The organism is Bartonella sp. AA97HXZ (assembly GCF_042196985.1).
Taxonomy (GTDB): Bacteria; Pseudomonadota; Alphaproteobacteria; order Rhizobiales; family Rhizobiaceae; genus Bartonella.
Map to the genome: position 1 here is coordinate 108,017 of NZ_JBHIRC010000002.1, position 26,511 is coordinate 134,527.

14 protein-coding genes and 1 tRNA gene are annotated in these 26,511 nt (G+C 38.5%); 6 read left to right on the plus strand and 9 right to left on the minus strand.

What is annotated here, in order from left to right:
- Positions 1 to 516: 516 nt before the first annotated feature.
- The 5 genes from pncB to aroA all read right to left on the minus strand — a co-directional run bounded on the left by pncB (position 517) and on the right by aroA (position 14,552).
- Complete coding sequence (gene pncB, locus ACFINE_RS01900; protein WP_375611404.1) at positions 517 to 1,821, minus strand: nicotinate phosphoribosyltransferase; 1,305 nt, start codon at positions 1,819 to 1,821, stop codon at positions 517 to 519.
- Between the two features lie 132 nt (positions 1,822 to 1,953).
- Complete coding sequence (locus ACFINE_RS01905; RefSeq protein WP_375620853.1) at positions 1,954 to 10,518, minus strand: GH36-type glycosyl hydrolase domain-containing protein; 8,565 nt, start codon at positions 10,516 to 10,518, stop codon at positions 1,954 to 1,956.
- A 229-nt stretch (positions 10,519 to 10,747) separates the two neighbouring features.
- The gene (gene rpsA / locus ACFINE_RS01910; protein ID WP_026500132.1) at positions 10,748 to 12,448 is read right to left on the minus strand and encodes a 30S ribosomal protein S1; all 1,701 of its coding nucleotides are present in this window, start codon (positions 12,446 to 12,448) and stop codon (positions 10,748 to 10,750) included.
- Between the two features lie 131 nt (positions 12,449 to 12,579).
- Positions 12,580 to 13,227 carry a (d)CMP kinase gene (gene cmk / locus ACFINE_RS01915; RefSeq protein ID WP_375611402.1) on the minus strand — a complete coding sequence of 216 codons (648 nt, stop codon included), beginning with the start codon at positions 13,225 to 13,227 and terminating at the stop codon, positions 12,580 to 12,582.
- The gene (aroA, locus tag ACFINE_RS01920; RefSeq protein ID WP_375611401.1) at positions 13,224 to 14,552 is read right to left on the minus strand and encodes a 3-phosphoshikimate 1-carboxyvinyltransferase; all 1,329 of its coding nucleotides are present in this window, start codon (positions 14,550 to 14,552) and stop codon (positions 13,224 to 13,226) included. Before aroA ends, cmk begins: the two co-directional genes overlap by 4 nt.
- A gap of 187 nt (positions 14,553 to 14,739) precedes the next feature.
- Here aroA and ACFINE_RS01925 point away from each other — a divergent pair, with 187 nt between their 5' ends.
- Entirely contained in the window at positions 14,740 to 15,120 is a 381-nt protein-coding gene (locus tag ACFINE_RS01925; protein WP_375611400.1) for a TIGR02300 family protein, read from the plus strand.
- 117 nt (positions 15,121 to 15,237) lie between these two features.
- Positions 15,238 to 15,313: transfer RNA gene (locus ACFINE_RS01930), tRNA-Ala, on the plus strand.
- 1,601 nt (positions 15,314 to 16,914) lie between these two features.
- Here ACFINE_RS01930 and ACFINE_RS01935 read toward each other — a convergent pair.
- Together ACFINE_RS01935 and ACFINE_RS01940 are read right to left on the minus strand one after the other, a co-directional pair.
- Positions 16,915 to 17,502, minus strand: a complete 588-nt coding sequence (locus ACFINE_RS01935; protein WP_375611399.1) for a hypothetical protein — start codon at positions 17,500 to 17,502, stop codon at positions 16,915 to 16,917.
- 111 nt (positions 17,503 to 17,613) lie between these two features.
- On the minus strand, positions 17,614 to 18,795 hold the full coding sequence (locus tag ACFINE_RS01940) for a DNA recombination protein RmuC (protein WP_375612812.1): 1,182 nt from the start codon (positions 18,793 to 18,795) through the stop codon (positions 17,614 to 17,616).
- A 90-nt stretch (positions 18,796 to 18,885) separates the two neighbouring features.
- On the opposite strand from ACFINE_RS01940, the gene def reads away from it, so the two are divergent.
- From def to truA, 3 genes are read left to right on the plus strand one after another with little or no spacing between them, the layout of a single operon-like run.
- Positions 18,886 to 19,422, plus strand: a complete 537-nt coding sequence (def, locus tag ACFINE_RS01945) for a peptide deformylase (RefSeq protein ID WP_375620854.1) — start codon at positions 18,886 to 18,888, stop codon at positions 19,420 to 19,422.
- Positions 19,422 to 20,351 (plus strand): methionyl-tRNA formyltransferase, encoded by a 930-nt coding sequence (gene fmt / locus ACFINE_RS01950; RefSeq protein WP_375620855.1) that lies wholly within the window; start codon positions 19,422 to 19,424, stop codon positions 20,349 to 20,351. The genes def and fmt overlap by 1 nt, the downstream gene beginning before the upstream one ends.
- Before the next feature lies 1 nt (position 20,352).
- On the plus strand, positions 20,353 to 21,096 hold the full coding sequence (truA, locus tag ACFINE_RS01955; RefSeq protein WP_375612809.1) for a tRNA pseudouridine(38-40) synthase TruA: 744 nt from the start codon (positions 20,353 to 20,355) through the stop codon (positions 21,094 to 21,096).
- Between the two features lie 32 nt (positions 21,097 to 21,128).
- Here truA and ACFINE_RS01960 read toward each other — a convergent pair whose 3' ends face one another.
- Positions 21,129 to 21,992, minus strand: a complete 864-nt coding sequence (locus ACFINE_RS01960; protein ID WP_375620856.1) for an LOG family protein — start codon at positions 21,990 to 21,992, stop codon at positions 21,129 to 21,131.
- Between the two features lie 106 nt (positions 21,993 to 22,098).
- Here ACFINE_RS01960 and dapD point away from each other — a divergent pair, with 106 nt between their 5' ends.
- Positions 22,099 to 22,947, plus strand: coding sequence for a 2,3,4,5-tetrahydropyridine-2,6-dicarboxylate N-succinyltransferase (dapD, locus tag ACFINE_RS01965; RefSeq protein ID WP_375620857.1), 849 nt, complete (start codon positions 22,099 to 22,101; stop codon positions 22,945 to 22,947).
- Between the two features lie 574 nt (positions 22,948 to 23,521).
- Here the strand turns inward: dapD and lepA are convergent.
- Positions 23,522 to 25,327, minus strand: a complete 1,806-nt coding sequence (lepA, locus tag ACFINE_RS01970) for a translation elongation factor 4 (protein WP_375611467.1) — start codon at positions 25,325 to 25,327, stop codon at positions 23,522 to 23,524.
- Positions 25,328 to 26,511: the final 1,184 nt, after the last annotated feature.

Here is a 26,511-nt window from a genome sequence, read left to right on the forward strand (position 1 = left end):
TCATTTTTACTTATGGAAACGCACTTTTTTCTGATTTTCGGTAATTTTTGCAATTTTAGGTGTCAAAATCTATTTTGATAAAACGCGCATTGAATGGTCAAAATTGTACATAAAAACAACAAATTACCACGTATTCCTACTTAATCCAACCTCTTCCCACTTAGTATAAAACCTACTGTCAAACTACAACAATAACCCTTAGAACTTGAAAACCTTCATACATGCAAGGAGATGAGTGTGCTTGATTTAACAGGGTTAAAATGAGAAAATCTCCTTGGCTAAACTTCCTTGGCCCGTTAAGTATTTTTTTAATGCGTCGTAAATATTTTTAAGTCTTATCTATCGCGCCTTATGTAAGTGAAGCGTATGCGTGGTAGGCCAAGTAGAATCTGCTCAAAAACAGCCGAACTGTTTACAGACCAGCAAAGGTTAAGAATCCTCGTCCTTAGGGTAGGACAAAAATCAATCTTATAAACAATATGATGGATCAATATACTTGTTTTAAAGAACCGGAAACTATGTCTTTATAGGTCTAGCAATTCGTTTTTTATTACCAAAAAAATTGAGATAACGTTGTACTTCTTTTGAATCACCGATCGTTTTTTCAGGATTATCTGAAAGTTTTACGGCTGGTCGACCATTGGCATAGGTCACCTTACAAACAAGGGAAAGAGCATCAAGAGTTTCGATTTCCTGAGGTGCACAGCCTGTAAAATCATTGGTAAGATCCGTGCCCCATCCAAAACTCATGCGCACTTTACCATGGAAATGATGATAGGTTTTTTCAATTGTATTGACATCAAGAGCATCAGAAAAAATTAAAAGTTTTTTGCGTGGATCTTTTCCTTTTTCTTTCCACCATTGAATAATACGTTCACCACCTTCAATAGGAGGCGCACTATCGGGTCTGAAACCCGTCCAATCAGCGACCCAATCTGGTGCATTGCGTAAAAATTCTTCTGTACCAAAGGTATCAGGTAATACAATGAGAAGATTTCCACCATAATAACGATTCCAATCTTGCAAGACTTGATACGGAGCTCTGCGTAATTCATCATCATTGTTGCTGAGAGCCGCAATAACCATAGGCAATTCGTGTGCATTGGTTCCAAGAGCTTCTAAATCCGTATCCATGGCAAGAAGAACATTAGAAGTTCCAGTAAAAGAATGACCAATGCCTTCTTTTAATGCTTCCACACACCAGCGCTGCCATAAAAAAGAATGGCGACGCCTTGTCCCAAAGTCAGATATTTTAATATCAGGCAATTTTTTGAGACGTTCAACTTTACTCCACATTTTTGCTTTAGCACGCGCATAAAGTACATCAAGAGCAAAACGATCTAGTTTTTTGAGAGCAGCACGTGAACGTAATTCACTAATAATAGCAAGGGCAGGAATTTCCCACATGGAACTATGGGCCCAGGGTCCATGAAAATGAAGGATATATTGGCCATCTTTGCGGGTGAGTTCATATTCTGGAAGTTGAAAATTCTCAAGCCACTGAAGAAAATCCGGTTCAAAAATTTGTTTGCGTCCATAAAATGTATTACCAGCAAGCCAAATCATTTCTTTTTTTGTAAAGCGCAAACTAAGAGCATGATCAAGTTGGGCACGCAATTCACTCTCATCAATATCGTCGGCAAGACGTATTGTTTTAGAGCGATTTATGAGGGAAAAAGTAACATTAACATTAGGATATAACCCCCAAATCATCTGCACCATTAGAAGCTTATAAAAATCCGTATCAAGAAGTGACCGAATAATGGGATCAAGTTTCCAAGTGTGATTGTAAACACGTCTAGCAATATCCGGATGATTCATAACCTTTTTCTTTCATTTTCATAAAATCTAAAATATTATGCACCAACACGGCTAATATAGGCGGTGCAATATAACAACTCTACAGTTTTGGACAAGAATAAAAAGTCTGCTCTCTTTTTTCATCTTTAATCTTTAAGATTTGACAATACGTATAATTTCATGCTGACCTGTTTTTTGTAACTTTATCCCTATATGAACTTCGGTATATTCTTTGCTATTAATATAGAGCATATTTTTAGGTCCCCATTTTACTTTAATGCAATAAACGGCATCATAAAACTTCATTGTTGCTTCATATTTTGGCCAAATAGAGGGTAAATGTGGCTGCAAAAACAATAGGTCTCCCTGACGCTGTATTCCAAGAATAGCTTGTGTTGCGGCGCGATAAAACCAACCGGCTGAACCTGTATACCAAGTCCAACCGCCTTGACCACATCGTGGTTCAACAGCATAAATATCTGCGACCATTACATAAGGTTCAACACGATAAATTTCAGGATCTTGTCCATGGGTAATTGGGTTTATCATAGAAAATAAAGCATAAGCTTTATCGTTTTGTTCCATTTCAGCCAACGCAAAAATACTCCAAATGGCACCATGCGTATATTGACCACCATTTTCTCGAATTCCTGGAGGATAACCTTTTATATAACCAGGCTCGAGCGTACTTTTATCAAAAGGCGGCCAAAAAAGGCGAATGAGTCCGCCTTTTTTATCATAGAGATGTTCCAACATTGATGTCATTGCTTGTTTTTGACGTTCAGGCGATGCCATTTGAGAAATGATAGCCCAAGATTGAGCAATGGTATCAATTTGACATTCATCATTGATTTTAGAGCCAAGAGGTGTTCCATCATCAAAATAACCACGTCGATACCAAGCACCATCCCAACCATTTTTCTCTAGGCATTTTGTTAAATGTTCAAGGTACGTACTCCATATTTGCATATGGCTATTGTCACCACGTTTTTTGGCTAAAGAGATAAATGCTTGTAATGTGTACCCAAGAAACCATCCTAACCAAATGCTTTCGCCTTTTCCTTCCACACCGACCAAATTCATGCCATCATTCCAATCCCCACCTAAAATAAGAGGGAGACCATGTGGTCCGCAGCGTTTAATGGCAAGGTCTAAAGCTAAAACACAATGTTCATAAACTGTTGCAACCTTTGGGGATTGGGTGGGTTGAAAATAAGCATCCTGTTGCCCACTTTTGAGAACATCACCTTCAATAAAAGGAATGAGCGTATCAAGAAAAGCGTCATCACCAGTGGTAGTGACATAAAGAGCTGTTGCATATGCAAGCCAAACGATATCATCAGAAATGTATGTACGAACACCAGCATTTGTGTCAGGCAACCACCAATGTTGCACATCACCTTCAAGAAATTGGTGCGCTGCTGCATTTAACAATTGTTCACGTGCTAATTGTGGTTCCAGCAATAACAAAGACAAGCTATCTTGTAACTGGTCACGAAAACCAAATGCACCACTCGCTTGGTAAAAGCCTGCGCGTGCCATGATGCGGCATGCGTAGATTTGATAAGGAAGCCAATGGTTGACCATAAGATTAAAAGAAGCATCAGGTGTTTTGACTTGGAAAGGAGAAACAAAATCACTCCATTGCTGTTTTTGTTTTGTGAGCTGAATTTCAAAATCACTTGCACGTACTTGATTGAGTAATTTTTCAGCTTCTTGCCTATTTTCAGCACTGCCAAGATAGAAGATGATTTCTTTTGTTTGCCCTGGTTGAAGATCAATATCATAGGCGAATGCTGAACAAGGATCACATCCTGCTTCAATGGTATTTGAAAGAGCAGCGGCTTTACGGATCGCATTTGGACGTGTTACGGTTCCCGTTGCACCAATAAATTCAGCGCGATTGGTCGTCGTGCTGGTTGGCATTTCGGATGCTGATAAAAATGTAACTTGTTGAGATTTCTCGATGTGATAGGGATTTTGAATAAAATGTGCACCCCATCTGGTCTCATAAGAGGAAACAATAAAGGGGGCATATTTTGTACGGACATTTCCCAAAACCCATTCAACATAATTATAAAGGCGTAAACTGCGTGGTTTTTTCCCTTCATTCGTAAGGATAAGACGTGAAAAGCGAATAGGTTTTTCGGGATCAAGTGTATGAGTCAGTTCTAATGCGATTTCTGAATGTGTTGATTTAAAAGTTGAGAATCCAAACCCATGACACGCCTCATAGACAATATTTTCGTCACATTCAACAGTAGAAACGGGTGAGAAACGTTTTAAAGACTGGCGATCAACCAGATAAAGAGCTTCTCCTGGTCGGTTAGACGTTGGATCATTCGCCCAAGGAGTTAGTTGATAATCGCGGCTATTGTTAGCCCAAGTAAAAATTGCACCTTCAGCAGAGACATGAAAACCAAATCTGTGATTAGCAATGACATTAATCCACGGATGCGGTGTAGTGGTACGTCCATGAAGACGTATTACATAATGATTGTGCTGATTAAAACCACCGTAACCATTCCAATACCTTAGATCTTCTCCATTTGGGAGAAAAGAGGATGGTTTTTGTTGGCTAATAAGACCAATGGAAGAAAAAAGATTTTGTTCAGTTTGTGTTGTAAATTGCTGTCCTTCGTTATATCTTGGCAAGTCTAATTGATCATAAGGTTCTTGATAATTTTTACGAACTGTGAGATTAAAATCATTCTCATCAAGTCGTTTAAGTTGTTCAGATAAAGAGCCATTTTGGGCATCAAGAACGATACGCGCTGATGCAAGAAGCGTTTTAAAACTCTGTTCACTCATTTGATCGCGTCGAAGCATGAAAATATGTTGGCGTTCATCTGCTTTTTGCGTGTGGTGATAATAAGATTCACAGACCCACTCAAGAGCGCGTTGTGTACTTTGTATATAAGAAAATGTTTGTTCATTAAGAATGACCAAATCAACAATGAGTCCACGCATACGCCAATATTCATGTGCTTTAAGGAGCTCGCGCAGTACAGTTATATTTCCCTCGTTATTTAATCTAAGAAGACAGAGTGGATTGTCTCCTGAGATAGACATGGGCCAAAGATTAGACTGTTTTCCTAGCGTTTTTGCTAATATTTCAGAAGGAAGACGCCACGTTCTTTCTGGATAAATAAGCGGTGTTGCATATTTTTGATAGACAATAGCTTCTTTAAGCTGGGTTCCGCTCTGATACAGTGCGACTTGTGAGCGCGTCCATGCCATTGAAAGTTCTTTTTGAAACATATCAGGTTGTCGATAATGTTTAATATGATTATTTAGCGCTTCTTTTGTATGAGCAGCAAAAGTCCAAAAAATAAGTTCTGCTTTTTCATGGGCTGAAATTTTTATACGGCATCGCAATGACATAACAGGGTCAAGAACACAACCTTGACTGTTACTGAAACGAGCATTTTGGTCAAATGCAGCGGGTCGATGAATGGATCGCCCCCGACCAATAAACAGAGAGCGATCTGTTTCAGCTTCTGTCTCTTGGAGAATATCTGTTGTACTAGAAACAAAATGGGTAACATAGATTTCAGGATCACTAGGCGAGCGTTTGCGCCTTTTGGCAAAAATTGTTTTACCTTCTTCAGTAATTTCTGTCTCTATAAACATACGGGAAAAAACAGGATGAACTTGGTCTGTATCCATCGTGGCAAGCGCTAATTCACCATAAGAAGTCACTTCAATGAGTCGGTCTTTATTTGTCGTATTCATCAGTTGAATACGTCTCCCTTCGCCACATCCTTCAGATGTAATAAGACATTCAAGTGTTGATTTAATACCATCAACCATTTTTGTATATTCAGCCTTTTCATCTGTAAAAATGCTGACAGCTTCTTCTTCAATAACACGTGTTGGCTCACCAGTAACAGACCACCACCGTCCACTATGCGTATCACGTAAGAAGAATAAAGTACCTTGTTGATCTTCTGTTGCATCAGGAATAAAGCGCGTAATCGCATAATCGTGCCAACGGCTGTAACCAGAACCGTTCGCTGTTAACATGGTAGAATAAAAGCCATTAGACAAAAGTAAAGTTGCTCGTGGTTTGAGTAACGGGTTTGTAATAATGCGCAAAGGGGCTGCGTCAAATGCTTGAGACTTATTGCGCATACGATTAACAGCTTTGGTATGAATAATAGGAATGAGATGAGGCGCTCTTTCCTGTAAGAGCAATTGTGTTGCTTCAATAACGGGATCACGGTGAAAACGATCACGCATTCGCCCTTGAAAAATAACATTGTTAAGAGCAAGGATAGACATGCCATGATGGTGCGCATAATAATTGCGTATAATGGCGTATTTTTCCCCTGTTTTCACGCGTGTTGGAGTAAAATCAACAGAGTCATAATAACCATATGTTCCTAAAGCTCCAAGATCACGGAGTCGTTTTAAATTAGCGACAGCGCAAGCAGGAGCATATTGTGCCGCTAGAAGGCTGGCATAGGGAGCAATGACAGCATTGCGTGAAAGACCACGTTGGAGTCCGAGGTTTGGAACACCAAAATGAGCGTATTGGTAATTCATTAAATGATCGCGAGCATTAAATGCGGCTTCTGAAATACCCCATGGCAATTCCCGTTTATGGGCATATTGTATTTGACAACGAATAATCAATCGATTTGTTTGATCTAGGAGAGATCCTAAAGGTTCATGCATTACGAGAGATGGCATAAGATATTCAAACATTGATCCAGACCATGATAGGAGTGCACCTTTCCCACCTATGGGTACGAGAAGTCGACCAAGACGAAACCAATGTTTAAGTTTTATATCTCCTTTTGCGATGGCAAAAAAGCTTGCAAGACGTGCTTCTGAAGCAAGTAGGTCATAACAATTTTCATCGAGTTTGTTTTCTTGAACACGATATCCTATGGATAAGAGATGCCGTTTAGGCTGTTCTAAAAAGTCAAATTTCATATCAAAGGCTATTTGCCTTGCCATTATAGCCAGCCTGTTTAGTTTTTTACGTAATTTTTCAGTATCACAATGAGCAGTCGCATCATTATGATGAGCGTTACAGGTGTCGATAAGGCATTTAGCCCAAGAAAGCGCACGAGCAGATTCTATCGTTTGAATTTTGTGGTCAAGTTCACCGACTAAGTGCACAATATCATGGGCTGCAAGTGAAAGATCTATGATGTGAGAAGGAATCGTATTTTCTTGTTCTATAAAAGTGAAGATAGAATCATGAAAACGAGTGATGTTTTCTTCGATTTTTTGGCGTAAAGAGCGTAAACTGGGTTGATGATCTGGAATTTCTCTGACAGTTTCTTCAAGAATAGCAAGAACATCCGATAAGCCTTCTCGATCACTTTGAAAAAAAACATGAGGTTTTTCAGCCCATTCACTTAAGGCAGAAGAGAGTGTTACCAAATGACCGGCAAGATTTCCTGAATCAACGGTTGATACATAAGTAGGCAAAAGAGGCCTGAGTGTATCCGTTTCATACCAATTATAGAGATGACCGCGGAACTTTTCCATTTTTGCAAGAGAGCGTAATGTACATTCAATACGGGTAATGGTCTCTTCAAAACCAATCCAGCCAAAATCACGTGCTGCAATAATAGAAAGGAGATAAACCCCAATATTCGTAGGCGATGTACGTTGAGCAACAAGAGGTTCAGGATCTTCTTGAAAATTATCGGGAGGCAAATGGTTGTTTTGTGCATTGACAAAGGTTGCATAATAAAGCCATGTCCGCCGTGCAATAGAGCGGAGTTTTTTTTCATCTTTTGAAGAAAGATAAAGGCTATCTTGAAAGGTTGAAGGTTGACTCACAATCCAAGCAATGAAGGGTGAAAAAAACCATGCTATCCCAAAAGGCAAAGCAACCAAGCTTGCAAAACTATCAGAAAAAAGAGGGAGTGCTATAGTAAGAATACCAATAAGCGATGCTGGTGCCATTGTAAAAACATAGAAACGCAAACTATTGGGTATTGATTTTGTTGCAGCAGAAGTTTTCCATTCAAGAAGATGCTGTTTTGAAATCGTCATACGATAGAGTGTACGAATAATCGCATCGGTCATAAAATACGCCGAATAAGCAAGGAACGTCGTTTTAAGAAATATATCAGCGCTTGTAAGAGCAATTTTGTTCCAAATTAATTGAAAATGTCCACGCAAAGAATGATCTATATTGGATGAGACAAGCGTTTTTAATACACATAGAATGGGTGAAATGAAGGAGCTAAACAACAAGAATAGTTGCCAGACGATTGCACTCTTTAAAGACAAAAAAGCCCATCCTGCAAATGCTGCGATTAACCACATAAGTGGAGTGAGAGAACGACGTAAATTATCCTGCATTTTCCAACGCGTCACGGAACTTATTTGACGGTGGGGAAAAAGATAAGGCAAAAGCTGCCAATCACCGCGGACCCAACGATGATAACGCATAACATCAATATTATAAGCAGTTGGATAGTCTTCAATGACTTCTATGCTACTTACCAGAGCAGTACGAGCATAACCTCCCTCTAAGAGATCATGGCTAAGAATAGTATTTTCTTTAATTTTGCCATCAAGCGCTTGTTCAAATGCATCAATATTATAAAGACCTTTACCGATAAAGGTGCCTTCTCCTAAAAGATCTTGATAAGTATCAGAAACAGCAAAAACATAAGGATCAATGCCACGGTTTATAGAAAAAACCCGTTGGAGAATTGATGTTTTTTTTCCTGTTGTAAGAGAAGGAATAATGCGTGGTTGTAAAATACTATAGCCCTTTACAACCTTTCCACTTTGTGGATCAAAAACGGGATAATTGAGTGGATGGTTAAGCTTTCCAACAAGTTTCGCGACGCTCTCTGGAGTAAGACGTGTATCACAATCCAGCGTCATAACAAAACGGCAATCCATAGGAAGATGTGGATTGGGAGGATAAAAGCTTGTATTTTTATCGCCTCTTAAGAGCCGATTAAGTTCATGAAGTTTTCCTCGCTTTCGTTCCCATCCCATCCAACATTTTTCGCTTGTATTATAAAGGCGTCGGCGATGTAAAAGGAAAAAAAGCGGAAGTTCATCACGATGATAACGACTATTGAGTTTATCAATACTCTTTTGCGCATAGTGCAATAAATCAAGATCATCTTGCGTTTCTCTCAATGGAGCATCCACCCAATCTGTAATGAGTGCAAAATGAATGGCACCTTTAGGATTGGAAAGATAGTGCACTTCAAGATTGCGCACTTGTTCATCAATATCATCGCGTGATGTCATCAAAGTAGGTACAATAACCATTGTCCGTGCATGTTTTGGAATACCTTCTTTATATTCATAACCAATGAGTTGTTTTGATGGGACAAACCACGAAACAACAGTGTTAAATAAAGCAAAAGCAGCATCCATAGCAGGAAAAAGCGCCAATACAGTAAAGCAAAAAGATATCCATTGTGTCATGCCAGATATTTGTAAAAGGGCGTAAATTACCAGCAAAAGAGCAAGCGTCAGAAAAGAGATAGGAACGGCGATGACTCTCAATTTTGAGCAACAGGAAGCGCGTGTCCATTTTATGAGAAAGGGCGGAATATACCCACAAGCCTTTTCAAATATGCCACGACCATCATCAACAAGGTACCACCCCACACAAGAATGATGAGGCATATCTTTAGAAGTGGAATTTGCCATTTCTACAACTTTATGTGCAACTTCCAGTTCACTAAGAGGCGAAAAGCGAGAAACTTTTTCAATGACTTGTCGATAAATATTGCGTGAGTGAGCATCAATTTCAGAAAAATCACTATTTTTACGCAAAATAGAATCAACACAACTCACTGTTTCAAACCATGCTGTCCAATCAACATCATCTATAGCTTTAAGAGCACGGATAATATTTCCCATGGTCACACCATCTGCTGCTTGTCGGGTATGTTCATCAGCTGTTGCAATCTCTAAGCTACTACCTTGGCTTTTCAATTGCTTTTCAAGCCAAGTTAATGCTACGGTTGAATCGACAGATGCACTGCGCAGGCGATAGAATAAATGTGCTGAAAAAGTTGGATCAACAGTAAATGGTTTATACTGCGTAAAAAGAGAGTGTGGATTTGTTTTATTTTCTACAAGAGAAATTTTATCAGCTACTTGACTAGCAAGATGGCGCATATGTCGCGCTTTTTCGATACGTACTGAAAGACGACGGACATTTTCAATGAGCAGCATTTGCATAACTGAAGGAAGAGCCCACAATTCACCAATTGTGAGCGCACAAACTTCTTGAAATCCGTTGGTCATAGCAGTGAGTGTTTCTTGTGAAAAGCTGCTATCGGTATGCGCAATATAAAGCCAAGTTAAAGCAAAAATTCGTGGTATGCCGGCTTTGTGTGTAGAAAGAGGAAGTTGCTTTATGAAGGACTTGGGTAGATTACGACGTAGCTTTTGTATGGTTTTATCAATGGTGTAATGATTATCAATGAGCCATTGAGCAGATGGTGCGATGGTTTCATCATTTCGGGCAGCAAAATCACTGGTATGAAAGGCATGAAGAATAAGTTTAGCATTTTCATTCAATCTCTTGCGAAAATCTCCTACTCCTTCATATTCAGGGAGTAAAATTTCTTTACCAGAAGCTATATCATGCCCTAAGTTATAAAGATCTTCCTGTACCTTATAGATTGCACGAAGAGGAAAATCCGTATTAATAAAATGATCTTTTTTCTCTTTTTGAGAAAAAAGTATTTTATGAAGGGTATTATGCACGCCATGTCCCATTGTTATTTAATTACATCGTTTTTTATTTAAATTGTAAGCATTTTATCTGAATAGTGAACCGTTGTTAGACAAAAAACAAACTTTTTGTTTTTATTTGCAAGCATTTATAATTTTTGTTTCAATAATTTAAAAATAAGCAGACAATTTTTTTTAGAAAATAAAAAGGTCACTCCTAATGAGTGACCTTAATAATAACACCAACTTTAATGATTGATGATTAATCTTGTTCTTGTTTTTTCAAAGCTGCACCCAGAATATCACCAAGAGAAGCACCTGAATCTGTAGAACCATATTGTGCAACAGCTTCTTTTTCCTCTGCAATTTCTAAAGCTTTAATCGATACTGAAATTTTACGTGTTTTTTTATCAAATGCTGTGATGCGAGCATCAACCTTTTGCCCAATTGCGAAACGCTCAGGACGTTGCTCATCACGATCACGCGCAAGATCAGCACGCCGAATGGTTGTCTCAAGGTTGTGGTCAATCAATTTCACACCAATGTCATTGTCGTTAACAGCAATCACTTCGCATGTTACAACTGCACCTTTTCGCAATTCGCCAGAAGCAGCTGCTTCTCCAACTTTATCACTGGAAAGCTGCTTAATTCCAAGAGAAATGCGCTCTTTTTCAATGTCAACATCAAGGACCACAGCTTTAACGATATCGCCTTTATTGTAAGTATCAATAACTTGTTCACCAGGACGGTTCCAATCAAGATCAGACAAATGAACCATACCGTCAACATCGCCTTCAAGCCCAATAAACAGACCAAATTCTGTTTTATTTTTAACCTCTCCTTCAATTTGCGAATTGACAGGAAATTTATTAGCAAAAGCTTCCCATGGATTTTCAAATGTTTGTTTTAAGCCAAGAGAAATACGCCGTTTAGAAGGATCAATCTCAAGAACAACCACTTCTACTTCTTGTGATGTAGACAGAATTTTTCCAGGATGAACATTTTTCTTTGTCCAGCTCATTTCAGAAACATGGATCAGCCCTTCGATTCCTGGTTCAATTTCAACAAAACCACCGTAATCAGTAATGTTGGTAACAGCACCCGTAATTTTTTTACCAATCGGATACCGGACACTGATGCTTTCCCAAGGATCACTTTCAAGCTGTTTCATTCCAAGAGAAATACGGTGCGTATCTTGATTAATGCGAATAATCTGCACTTTAATCGTTTGGCCAATTGTGAGCACTTCAGATGGGTGATTAACACGCCGCCATGCCATATCTGTAACGTGCAAGAGACCATCAATCCCACCAAGATCAACAAAGGCACCATAATCTGTAATATTTTTCACCACACCTTCAACGATTTGATTTTCTTCAAGATTTTGTACGATTTCTGAACGTTGCTCAGCGCGACTTTCTTCTAAAACAGTGCGGCGTGAGACCACAATATTGCCACGACGACGATCCATCTTCAAAATTTCAAAGGACTGTGAATTATGCATGAGGGGTGAAACATCACGAATGGGACGAATATCAACTTGGCTGCGAGGCAAGAAAGCAACGGCACCATCAAGATCAACTGTAAAACCACCTTTTACTTGGCTAAAGATCACTCCATCAACGCGTGCACCAGCATTGAATTTTTCCTCCAAACGGACCCAACTTTCTTCGCGCCGTGCTTTTTCACGCGATAAAACAGCTTCACCCATCGCATTTTCAATGCGTTCAATGTAAACCTCAACTTCATCGCCAACTTGCAAAGAACCATCTTTTGCTTTAGCTCCAAATTCTTTGAGAGGAATACGTCCCTCGACTTTAAGACCAGCATCAATAATGGCCATGTCTTTTTCGATTGCAATAACACGACCTTTAACAACAGATCCTTCATTAAGATCATTAGTTTGAAAAGATTCTGTTAAAAGGGCTTCAAAATCCGCTGTTGTGGGATTGTATTGTGACATAAGAACTCCTAATATATACCTTGTATTATAAGGTATGAGCGCTAGGTTAGTGTTAACATAAGTAACTCCCTAGCCTTTTCCTTGAATAAAGGAAAAAAGTTAGCGCTAGGCTGGAAGTTACCTTAACGAATTTATCCAATTATATGCATTTTTATGATTGGATCAACAAAACTGCATGCAATTTCAAATGTTGCTTCTATACTCAATTCTGACGTATCAAGCAAGTGGGCGTTTTTTGCTGGTTTTAGTGGACTTTGTTTGCGCGTTATATCGCGACTGTCGCGCTGTTCAAGTTGAGCTAGGATTTCATGATAATTTGCTTGAACACCTTTTTTTAAAATCTCTTGGTAGCGGCGTTTGGCGCGTGTTTGAACATTGGCTAGAATATAAAACTTGATATCGGCATCAGGACAAACAATCGTTCCGATATCACGCCCATCAAGCACACAGCCGGGCAAAACTTTAGCAAAGTTGCGTTGTTTTTCGACAAGAATTTTGCGTACAGCAGGGTTAATTGCTATTTTTGAAGCCGCTTCACCAAGTTCATGAGAAGAAAGAAGAGAAGGATTTAAGGTATTAAAATCAAGTTCTTTAGCATAAATAATAGCATTTTTTTCATCATTAAGAGCTAAATTTTGTTGTAAAAGCGTATGAGCAACACTACGATAAGTAAGACCAGTATCGAGATGACGAAGGCGATAATGTGCAGCAATTTTGCGTGCTAAGGTTCCTTTGCCTGAGGCTGCAGGTCCATCAATGGCGATAACAAAAGGCTTCAAGCGATTTTTCCCCCAAGTTGTTTTATAAAAGGAATAAATTCTGGAAAGCTCGTAGCGATCATTCGTTTATCATCAATGGTAACAGGTTTTTCTGACACAAGCCCAAAAATGAGAAAACACATAGCAATTCGATGATCAAGATGTGTGGCAACATACCCACCCCCCAAACCTTTGGCAGAACCTTTTCCATAAACAATAAGAAAATCTTGACCTTCTTCACAGTCTACGCAATTAATTTTTAATCCTTGAGCAACAGCAGACAATCGATCCGATTCTTTTACACGCAATTCTTCAATTCCTAGCATAACTGTTTTGCCTTCTGCAAAGGCAGCTGCTACTGCCAAAGCAGGATATTCATCTATCATCGATGGAGCACGTTCTTTGGGCACCGTAACGCCTCTAAGGACCGATGATTTTATCCGTAGATCAGCAACATCCTCTCCACCTGTTTGACGTCGGTTCAAAAATTCAATTTGAGCACCCATTTCCCACAATGTTTCGATAAGTCCTATTCGAGAGTTATTTATCAAAACATTTTCAATGGTGATATCAGAGTCTTCTATAAGAAGGGCTGCGATAATTGGAAAAGCAGCAGAAGAAGGATCACCCGGAATATGAATCGTTTGTCCAGTAAGATGGGGTTGACCATTAAGATGAATCAAACGCGCACCTTCGTTATCTTTTTCTATTTCAAGTTGCGCACCGAATGCTTTTAACATTTTTTCCGTATGATCTCGTGTCAGAACTGGTTCAATAACAGTTGTAGTGCCGGCGGTATTGAGTCCAGCAAGCAGGATTGCTGATTTAATTTGGGAGGAAGCTATTGGAACACGGTAACGAATCGGATTAGCCATTTTCGGACCATAAAGCGTTAAAGGAAGGTGATCGTCGCGCGTTGCCTCAATTTCAACCCCCATGAGACGCAGTGGATCAAGGATACGTCCCATTGGACGTTTAGAGAGAGAAGCATCACCAATAAAGGTTGTTTTCATATGATACGGACCAACCATTCCCATAACCAAACGAGCACCTGTTCCAGCGTTTCCAAAGTCTAAAGGTTTTTGTGCAGCTAAAAGGCAACCATTCCCTGTTCCTCGTATGATCCAGAAGTCTTCTTTTTTAATAATACAGGCACCCATAGCTTGCATAGCAGCAGCTGTATTGAGTACATCAGCGCTTTCAAGTAATCCATGAATATATGTCTCACCACTTGCTAATCCTCCCAATATAAGAGAGCGATGAGAGATTGATTTATCTCCTGGTATTTGAATTTTTCCAGAGAGACTACTCGATTTATAGGTGGTTATAGGGATTGCTTTTTGCATGGAAATTCTATTTAATTCTATCTAACTTTTATGAAATTGTGCATCCTTTAGCACATGCTTTAAAAGACGTCATGAAAAAATCACTGTGGAACAGTGTATTTATCTTTGACAAAGGTATTATTTTTCGATTAAGCACCATAAAATTTATCTTTTAATGGAATAATAGTTAATCAAAGAGGCACGGTTTATGGCAAAACAAGAACTTGGAACTAAACGTGTTGATCCAGAAACAGGAAAAAAATTTTACGATCTAAATCGCGATCCTATTGTGTCGCCCTATACAGGGATTTCTTATCCGCGTTCTTACTTTGAAGTTGCAGCAGCGGAAGCAAATAATGAAGAAGAAGTTGATACTGAAGAGCTTGATACAGCACTTGAAAAATCTGCTTTTATGCTTCTTGAAGATGATGATGTGGATTCTAAAGATGACGATCTTCCTGATTTAGAAGATAGTGATGTAGATCTTGGTGATGATGATGATACATTTTTGTCTCATGATGGTGACGATGAAGATGATGACGTTACTGATATTCTCGGAGGCGGTGTTTCTAATGATGACGATGCTTAAAAGAAGTAAAAGAGGACATCTTTTCTATTGAATGTAAATTCTTCTTGATCTTCAATTTTGATCGTTCTAGAAAAGCTGGAATTGTATACTGTCTTTTTGGGACAATTTGTTTTTATAGGGGCTATAGCTCAGCTGGGAGAGCGCTTGCATGGCATGCAAGAGGTCAGCGGTTCGATCCCGCTTAGCTCCACCAAAAAGACCAACTGTTCTATCAAGGGAATCAATCATAATAAAAGATGTGTGCATCAATTTAAAAGGTTTATGTGCTATTTAATTATCATTCCAATAGCGCCTGTTCCTTGCATTTTAATGACATTATAATACATTTTTAATCATTTGTTGGATTATAAAATTTACTGTCGCAACCATGAAAGTAGATAATTTTTTTATGCTTTGCACAGAAATAGAAAATGATCTGTTTAATCTGCGCCTTGTCTTAAAGGACAAAATCTGAATTTCCTTTACCACAATATTTCCACAAATATCATAATATGTTGGTTACTGGTATCTTTTTAAAAGATATGAAGTACTTAAACAAAGAGTAGAGAATAAAATATTAAAATATACTTCTCAATTATTGCGAATCAGAACTTTTTTCGAGTATTTTTAGCCTGATCAGATGTTCTGCCAATTAAAAAATACCTACCTTGAGTAGCGTATACCTGCTCAATACTAAGGTATATTAACACTTAAATAATATATTGAATCAATTAATTTTTTTCCTTGCACGTCACAAACAAGGTCGAGGTGTGAGAGCAAAGTGGTGCCATCATTATATGTGCTAATTCCCAATGTTACCGATAATTCTTACATTTGAAAATGTATGTTCATAAAAAAATATTTTTAGTCTTTTCTTTCACAGTTTTTATCCACATACCCATTGTGCTTGTTATCTGCAAGCCAATGGTTTTATTGATTCAACCTCAAGAGATCTGAAACGATAAAACCCTACGCCATTCGAGATTCTTACTTTAATATAAATAACGATATATTATCTTTATAAATCAATATGCTTAAACCATTTAAGAAAAAGAATAAAAATGCTTCTCATAAATATTCTCAAATGCAAAAGCTATCACAACATTGGAGACTGACTTGTTACTTCATAGGCGTTACAAATCTTTCTCTGAATATTCCCTACCCTGAATATTCATTGTGTGTAAAGTTGCATATACCTTATCATCCTATAAACGGGAGTGTTTTTACAATACAATAAGATAACTTTTTTCAATTAAGATGGACTGGATGGACGAATATGTTTTATTTCATACAATACTAAATACACCTAGTTCTTTTGAAGACTGTAGCGCCCTCTTTATACAAAATAACGTTTTTTCGTTTAATGCATTTCTCGTTTTTTTATATTGAATATTTTACCCTTTTTATGATGCCCGAATTGCATTTGTTTTAATTGCTATTTTATACGCTTAACAAAGAAAATATTCATATAATAATCAGCCAGTAATACGCATAATGAAAATAAAAAATGATATTATATTTTAAAATTTTTCTTCAATAAGCGCTGGCACTTAGCCCAATGCGAAATGCCAGCGCTAAATAGAAGATAGTTTCTATTATAAATTTTTTTAACAAAGGAGGTAAAAATGTCGAGAGTATCTTCAAATATATTGTGTATTGCAAAAACTTTCTGTTGCTTGAGTTTATTCTAAAAAATAACAATTTATTTCATTGAACGATCGGAAAAACGGCACTGTTTTATCATATCATGCGGAATTTTGCTTTCGAATAATTCTATCCCATCAATTCCCTGATTGAGATTTTCAAAAATCTTCCCTAATGCCATCCACATCTTTTTAATTGCTGTTCATAGAGCCTCGATATCCTTGCCATGCGCTGTGCTGTCTGTGAAAGCGCAGCACTGACATGCCCACCACTACGTGCATAAGCACCATGCCCCATATGATAATTTAAATAAAGGCTATATGCATCATCAAACCTCACCCCATTGCGTTGAACACTTTGGCGATGATACCAAGCAACAAAATCAGCAGCATCTGCGAAATTCGTACGCCATGCAAAAGACTTTCCTGTAGAGCGAAGATACATTGCCCATGTACTATCAAGCGCTTGAGCATAACCATAAGCTGTCGACCGACGCTTCCATGGAATAAAACCAAGTAGTTTTTTGCGTGGAGGACGTGCATTGTGACGAAAGCTCGATTCCATCTTAATGGTTGCAAGAATAATAGGCATAGGAATTCCATAGCGCATTTCCGCTCTTTGAGACACCTTACCCCAATTGTCAAAAAAACCATTTTTTTGTGCTAAAATAGCACAAGCATTATTTGTGTGGATGGGAGTGGTTGTTGCGCATCCCTCTAGCAAAAACACCAGTGCCCCTAAAAACAAAAGGTGTCGCATATTCCTATTCCTCTCGTTTAAGAAATAAAACAAGATAGAGATACTAAAAAATGATTACCAATCAATAAAGAACATGATCTAACTTGTAATATCTAAGAAGCTTGCTTTGCTTTATTCCTCATCAGCAAAACGCAATGTTTGCGACTGAGCCAATGTTGTCATTTTTGTTGGTTCAGAGTAATTTTCTTTTAATTCGACAGTTTCAATGCGATTTGCCCGTTTCATGATTTTGGAGGACGATATCAAAATTCCCTCTATATCTTCACCTGCTTTATGAAAGTGCTTCTGTAGTGCGCGAACACGCGTATCCATTCGTCCAAAATCTTCCATCAATTTTGCTACTTCTGATTGAATTAAATGCGCTTGTTCACGCATACGCGCATCTTTCATAATGGTTTGTACCACTTGGACAGAGAGCATCAACAAAGATGGTGAAACAATAATCACATGGGCTCTATTGGATTTTTGTACCAATGCCTCAAAGTCCTCATAAATTGTTGCGAAAATCGATTCAGATGGCACAAAAAGGAAAGCAGTGTCATGGGTTTCTCCAGGAATCAAATATTTTTGTGCAATATCACGAATATGAACTTCCATATCGGTACGAAATTGGCGTTCTGCCTCTTGACGCTCTTGCGCTGATTCTGCCTTACGCATAGCATTCCAAGCTTCCAGAGGAAATTTAGCATCAACAACAAGAGAAGGAGCTTTATTGGGCATATGAATGAGACAATCTGGGCGCTTTCCATTGGAAAGAACAGCCTGAAAAGCATAAGCGTTTGTTGGTAAGGCATCGGCAATAATTGCTTCCATCCGCCCTTGACCGAAAGTACCACGCGTCTGCTTATTGCTTAAAATGGACTGCAACTGAACAACTTGTCCCGTAAGCGATTGAATATTATTTTGTGCTGCATCAATCACTGCTAAACGCTCTTGCAAACGATTCAAATTTTCATAAGTGGATTTGGTCTGTACCTGAAGTGTTTGGCCTAAGCTTGTTGTCATCCCATTGAGTTGCTCACTGAGTGATTTATTCAATTCAGCCTGCCGTTGACCAAAAATTTCCGCCATCGTTTGCATTCGCCCTTGCATTTCAGCTTGTGTTTTCAGCAAGGTAGCCATCTGCATTTGTGCCTCACGTGCGCGTTCAGCAATTTCATTTTCCAAAAATGCTTTTTTTCGATGAGAATGTATCAACATAAAAAATGCCAAACAGACAAGTATAAATAAAAGCAAAAGCATTAGTTTAGAAAAAAAATCACCAGCGAGTATGGAAAAAAACGAATCAAACATAAATTGTAATATAACGCTCTTATTGTAAAAAAACGCAAGAATCCGTTATTCAATATTGACCAATAACAAACCATTGATTAATCTCTACTTATGCCAATGAGATCTTTAGTTACTTTACCTGATCCGATTTTACGGGAAGTGTCCAAACCTGTTGAGCAGGTCGATTCAGCTCTCCAAAAACTTGCGGATGACATGTTGGAAACCATGTATAATGCTAAAGGCGTTGGTCTTGCTGCTATTCAAATTGGTATACCGCTACGTATGTTGGTTATAGATGTCTCTGGAAATTCTGAAGATGAGCAGAAAAAACCACTTGTTATTATCAACCCTGAAATTTTATGGCTTTCAGATGAGCGTAATATTTACAAAGAAGGTTGTCTTTCTATTCCTGATTATTTTGCAGAGGTTGAACGTCCTAAACGCCTTCGTGTTCGCTATCAGAACCGTGAAGGAAAACAAACAGAAATTGAAGCAGACGATCTCTTAGCAACTTGCTTGCAGCATGAAATTGATCATTTAGATGGGCGCCTTTTTATTGATTACATTTCAAAGATCAAACGCGATATGGTGATACGAAAATTTAAAAAACGCGCAAAAGAAAAAAACATGCAGGAAGCAGTTTTGTAATGGCTTTACGATTAAGTTTTATGGGAACACCAGATTTTTCTGTTCCTATTTTACATGCTTTATTGGATGCAGGTCATGATGTTGTTGCTGTTTATAGTCAACCCCCTCGTCCAGCAGGACGTCGAGGACTTAAATTAATCCCCTCCGCTGTTCACACCGTAGCAAAAGAAAAATCCATTCCTGTCTTCACGCCTCAAACACTCAAAACAATCGAACAACAGGAGCAATTTGCAGCACTTTCTGTTGATGCTGCTATTGTGGTGGCTTATGGACTCCTTTTACCCAAAGCTATTCTCGAAACGCCACGTTTTGGTTGTTTTAATGCCCACGCTTCACTCTTACCACGTTGGCGTGGTGCTGCGCCTATTCAACGAGCAATTATGGCTGGTGATAAAGAAACAGGTATCATGATCATGAAAATGGATGAAGGACTTGATACGGGGCCTATCGCTCTTTCTCGCTCCATCCCCATTACTGATAACACCACCACTGCTGAGCTTTCAAACAGACTTTCACATATTGGCGCAGAACTTATGGTAGAGACTTTATCCACTCTTGAAAAAGGACAACTTAAACTGACCCCACAATCAGAAGAAGGCATCACCTATGCCGCCAAAATTAGAAAAGAAGAGACCCGCATTGATTGGACAAAACCTGCAGAGTTTATTCATAGGCATATTCGCGCGCTCTCTCCCTCTCCTAGTTGCTGGTGCAATATGAATATCGGTGGACGAGAAGAACGTGTAAAAATTCTTGATAGTCGTTTAACAACAGGTCCTTCTCTTGAAATTGGACGGATAGAACCAGATTCTTTGATTATCCATTGTGGGCAAGGACGGATAGAAATAACCTCTCTCCAAAGATCTGGCGGTAAAATTCTTGAGTGCGCAACCTTTTTGCGAGGTGCTCATATTTCTGCTGTTTTTTAAGATGCCACGTTTTAAACTCACTCTTGAATATGATGGTTCAAATTATGCTGGTTGGCAGCGTCAAGCAAAACTTCACACGATACAAGGAGCTCTTGAACAAGCAATTTTTTGCTTTAGTGGACAACAATTGACCATAACAACAGCAGGAAGAACCGATGCGGGCGTACATGCTACGGGACAAGTTGCGCATGTTGATTTTGAAAAAAACTGGCTCTCCCATACTGTGCGTGACGCGCTCAATGCTCTTTTACGTAAACAGGGAGAGGCGATTTCAATCTTAAATGTAGAAAATGTCCCTGATGACTTTGATGCACGATTTTCCGCTGTAAAACGCCATTATCTTTTTAAAATACTTAATCGTCGCTCTCCACCAGCTTTAAATGCCAAACGCGTGTGGTGGATACCAAAACCTCTTCATGCTGAAGCCATGCATGAAGCTGCGCAAAAGCTTGTAGGACAACATGATTTTACAACTTTCCGTTCAGCACATTGCCAAGCCAAAAGCCCTATTCGCACCCTTGAACGTCTCGATATTCAAAGAGAAGGTGAAGAAATTTTCCTTTATGCACAAGCTCGTTCTTTTCTTCATCATCAAATCCGTTCATTCGCAGGAAGCCTCATGGAAGTGGGTATTGGACGTTGGACAGCTCAAGATCTCGAAACAGCTCTTCATGCTAAAGATCGTAAACGTTGTGGTGTTGTTGCCCCCCCCTCAGGACTTTATTTAACCAAAGTAGAGTATTAATTATCCTTCAAGAGTGAGCATCTCAAAAGTCGTTAAGGCAGTTTATAAAAAGAACGAATTTCTTCAAAAGCTTCTGCTGCTGTATTAACAAATTTCACAAAATTAATATCAGTAGGAGAAATTGTACCTTGTGCAGACAGATACTCAAAATTGACAGTATTGCTCCAAAATTCTTTGCCAAACAATAAAATTGGTACCTGTTTCATACGCCCCGTCTGTACTAAAGTTAATGTCTCAAACAGTTCATCCAGAGTTCCAAATCCGCCAGGGAAAATGGCTAGGGCTTTCGCTCGTACTAAAAAATGCATTTTGCGCATCCCCAAATAGTGGAAATTAAAACATAAATGCGGTGACACATACGAATTAGGCTCCTGCTCATGTGGTAAAATAATATTCAAGCCAATCGTTGGGGCACCAACATCACAAGCACCACGATTTCCCGCCTCCATGATTCCTGGTCCGCCCCCTGTAACAACCACAAATTCACGATATTGTGTCGTAGCAGAATAAAGTGAGCACAAACGTGCAAACTCTCTTGCTTCATCGTAATAATGTGACATAGCATGCAAATTTTTCTTTTGTATTTCATTTTTTGCAGCCCACGCTGCTTGCCTAGGTTCAGGAATACGCGCACCACCAAACAAAACAACTGTTGATTGAATATCATATTCTTTAAGGGTTATTTCCGGCTTTAAAAATTCAAGACTAATACGTTGTGAACGCAGCTCTGGACGCATCATAAAATCTTGATCGATATAGGCTAAACGATAAGTAGACGAATGCACCTGTGCTGAATTAGAAACTTTATGTATTTGTTGTAGAGCATCCTTCGTATGGAGAAGTGGCGTCCAGTTTTCTTGCTCCCTTTTTCTTTTTTCTTTACAGCTTTTTTTCATGCACCTGTCCTACTTCCTCATCGTTTTATTGACTGAACACATTTCTTCGCGTAGTTCATAGAGAATAAATCTTGAAGCTTTCAACTTGTTTAACGGAACTCTCGTCATGACCCATATCACACAACTTGAAATTATTATCGAAAAAGCTTTTGACGACCGCGATTCTATCGATACTACCACAAAAGGCGAAATACGTGAGAGTGTTGAACATGCATTGAACCTTCTTGATAAAGGTGAAATCCGTGTTGCAGAACGACAAAAAAATGGACAATGGCATGTTCATCAATGGTTGAAAAAAGCGGTTTTACTCTCTTTTCGGCTTAATCCTATGCAAATTATTACTGGTGGAATCAATGGGACACATTGGTGGGATAAAGTTCCTTCAAAATTCTCTGGTTGGCAAGAGGCAGATTTTAAAAGTGCTGATTTCCGTTCCGTTCCTGGAGCCATTGTACGTCATTCTGCTTACATTGCACCCAATGTTATATTGATGCCATCCTTTGTCAATCTTGGTGCTTTTATCGATGAGGGCACAATGGTTGATACATGGACCACCGTTGGTTCTTGTGCACAAATTGGTAAACATGTCCATCTTTCTGGCGGTGTTGGTATTGGAGGTGTTTTAGAACCACTGCAAGCAAATCCAACAATCATTGAAGATCATTGCTTTATCGGTGCTCGCTCTGAAATTGTTGAAGGCTGTATTATCCGTGAAGGTGCTGTTTTGGGAATGGGAGTCTTTATTGGAAAATCAACAAAGATTATTGATCGTACAACAGGTGAAATTTTTATTGGTGAAGTACCAGCCTATTCAGTGGTTGTACCAGGTTCTCTCCCCGGAAAACCTTTACCAAATGGTGAAGCAGGCCCAAACCTTTATTGTGCTGTTATTGTAAAACGCGTTGATCAAAAAACACGAGAAAAAACATCTATTAATGATCTTTTACGTTCTTAGACACAAGATTAATTCATAATAATATTTCATCGTTTTTTAACTTGAATAATAACCTCGAATACAAGGATTCTCTCATTTCAAATCCTTTCATAGTGAATCAATCACTATCATTTCCTTGCACGTTATAAACGCAGTTGGTGTGTGGGTAAGAAACACTTCAAGAAAAGAGTGAAATACCTTTAATGAATTCTCTCAAGTGATAAGGACTGTCATAATATTTTGAGCTGAAAAAAAGTATGATGGGTGCGCTTTGCACCTTTCTGACGCGTAAAAGCGGTAATGCCAAATGGATTTTATATCATTCACAGTGTATTTTACGTTATATTTTTCATAGCCCCCGTTGTGAAATGGAGTTTGATGTATTGAGTGATGATTTACGAAAACGAGCACGCCAATATGCAACATAAATGTATTTTGTTTAAAGCATTCTGTTTTACGTGAGGAAGTGATACCATTATGCAATACACAAGAACATGAAGCACGACGCAATTCTATTTAAAAGTGTTCTTTAAACACCTGAACCAATCGACAAAAGCAAAAGCGCAATCAATGAGAGAAAATACCCCTTTTTTCATTATTTGTTCATTTTGAGCGCTTGAATAAATGCCGATTGTGGAATTTCTACTTTTCCAAATTGGCGCATCCGCTTTTTGCCTTCTTTTTGCTTTTCCAAAAGTTTGCGCTTACGCGTAACATCACCCCCGTAACATTTCGCTGTTACATCTTTACGCAAAGCACGAATCGTTTCGCGCGCTATAACTTTACCACCAATAGCCGCTTGAACTGGAATCTGAAACATATGCTGAGGAATAAGATCTTTCAGTTTTTCGCACATTGAACGCCCACGCTTTTCTGCAATCGTGCGGTGAACAAGCATCGATAATGCATCAATAGGCTCTCCATTCACCAAAATAGACATTTTAACTAAATCACCTTCTGCATAATCTGTCATTTGATAATCAAAAGAAGCATAACCCTTTGAAATCGATTTTAGCCGATCATAAAAATCAAAAACAACTTCATTCAGTGGTAAATCATACGTTACCATAGCACGGGTTCCAACATAGGATAAACCAACCTGTACCCCACGCCGCTCTTGGCATAGCTCTAAAATTGACCCAAGATAATTATCAGGAGTCATGATTGTTGCCCGAATCCATGGTTCTTCTATGGAAGAAATTTTAACCACATCAGGCATATCCGCTGGATTATGTAACTCTTTAACAGAACCATCATTCATATTCATGCGATAAACAACTGAAGGTGCTGTCGCAATTAAATCCAAATTAAACTCACGCTCTAATCGCTCTTGAATAATTTCAAGATGCAGAAGTCCCAAAAAGCCACAGCGAAAACCAAACCCCAAAGCCGCAGATGTTTCCATTTCAAAAGAAAAACTCGCATCATTTAAGCGTAATTTGCCCATGGCTGCACGCAAATCATCAAAATCAGCAGCATCAATTGGAAAAAGCCCACAAAAAACAACCGGTTGCGCCGGCTTAAAACCAGGCAAAGCATTTTCACAAGGACGACGCTCTTCAGTAATCGTATCCCCAACCCGTGTATCTGCTACCTCTTTGATAGAAGCAGTGATAAAACCAATCTCGCCTGGTCCTAATTCATCAACCTGTACCATTTTAGGTGTAAAAACCCCAACGCGCTCAACTGGATATTTTGCACCTGTACCCATCATACGAATGGTTTGGCCTTTTTTTAAAATACCGTCTATCACCCGTACCAAAACAATGACACCAAGATATGCGTCATACCAGCTATCAACCAACATTGCTTTCAAGGGATTTGCAACATCGCCTGTATGTGGAGGTGGTAATTGTGCAACAATTGCCTCCAAAACATCAGGAACACCCAAACCTGTTTTTGCTGATATTTCTACTGCTTGAGATGTATCAATGCCTATCACATCTTCAATTTGTTCTTTAACTCGCTCAGGTTCTGCTGCTGGAAGATCAACTTTATTGAGAACAACAACCAACTCATGGGAATTATCAATGGCTTGATAAACATTTGCTAACGTCTGCGCCTCTACGCCTTGGCTTGCATCCACCACCAACAGAGAACCCTCACAAGCTGCCAATGAACGCGAAACCTCATAAGCAAAATCCACATGACCTGGTGTATCCATAAGATTTAAAATATAGGTTTCACCATTCTTTGCCTTATAGTGTAAACGTACCGTCTGTGCTTTAATAGTAATTCCACGTTCACGCTCAATATCCATGGAATCGAGTACTTGTTCTTTCATCTCACGTGTATCAAGCCCACCTGTTATTTGAATCAAACGATCAGCTAAAGTGGATTTGCCGTGATCAATATGCGCCACTATGGAAAAATTACGAATATAATTACGATCTATTGTCATATAAGGCGATTTAGCAAAGAATAATACAAAACGCAAAGACCAATTATGCTCCAGCTCCTTACAAAAGAATATAAACCTAAAAAGCCTCTCAAAACACAACTTTTTATAGCCTAAAAAATGAGGCTTTTATTTGCTAAATTAAATCCAAGGCTGCTAAAATGATCTTTTCGCATCTTATTTGATAACTCATATGCTGTAGTAAGCTGGCACCATCACACACTTTGCCAATCTTCAATATTGCGACGATCCTTTACATTTGAAAAATTTTATAAGAGATATGCTTTTCTTTTACAGTTTTTACCCACATGGCCCCACCCACTCACTTGTGACGTGTAAGAAAGTGATTTGGATTGATTTAACATGAAAATGATTTGACGTGAGAAAATTTTACGGTATTCAGGGTCATAATTGAATGTGAATAATGCTATATTATAATTATAAATCAATGTATTATCATATTTATATGATGGGCGTGTATATCACTTAGGCTTGCAATAAAATTCGCAAGAAATGCTTTTTATTTGTACGCAATAATCTGCTTTTTTAGCAATCTTATATAAAATAACATGAATATCGAGAGAGTTTCTTCTCAATTTTTAAAACTTTAGAAATACGCTCTATTGAGTGATGTTTTTATATACTTTTTATATAACTCCTTCCTTCCTCCATTAAATATAAAACACACCAATCCTCTTCGATTCATTGGATAACGCATTGATTTATAATGATCGTTTATTGTTTTGCAATTTAAATTAAAGCTCTGAATATCGCGAGCTTCTCTCATTTTAAATCTTCTCATAATGAATCAATAAATTTTTTGCTCACCCATTATAAAACAGAGCTAGTGTATGGATAAAAACGTTTAAGAAATGAGTAAAAATACCTCTCTCTTTCAAATGCCAAAAGCTATCGTAATATTGAGAACAGATAAAGAAAATGCTCGTGCCTTTTATTTTAAGTAAAATGATGATGCTCTGTGGTTTTTCTATACTTCATGCAAACCGTCAATGAATATGATGTATATTGAGAAAATTATCTTTTAAAAAACGCTTTAATGTACAACGTTATGGGGATACTTTGGGCGTTCTATTTTGCGTGAGAAGCGTAACTCTATTAAGGGACAAAAGAAATAACGTGCGACAGTGCGTAATTTTCATTATTCAAAAACATTACCGTAGATGTTT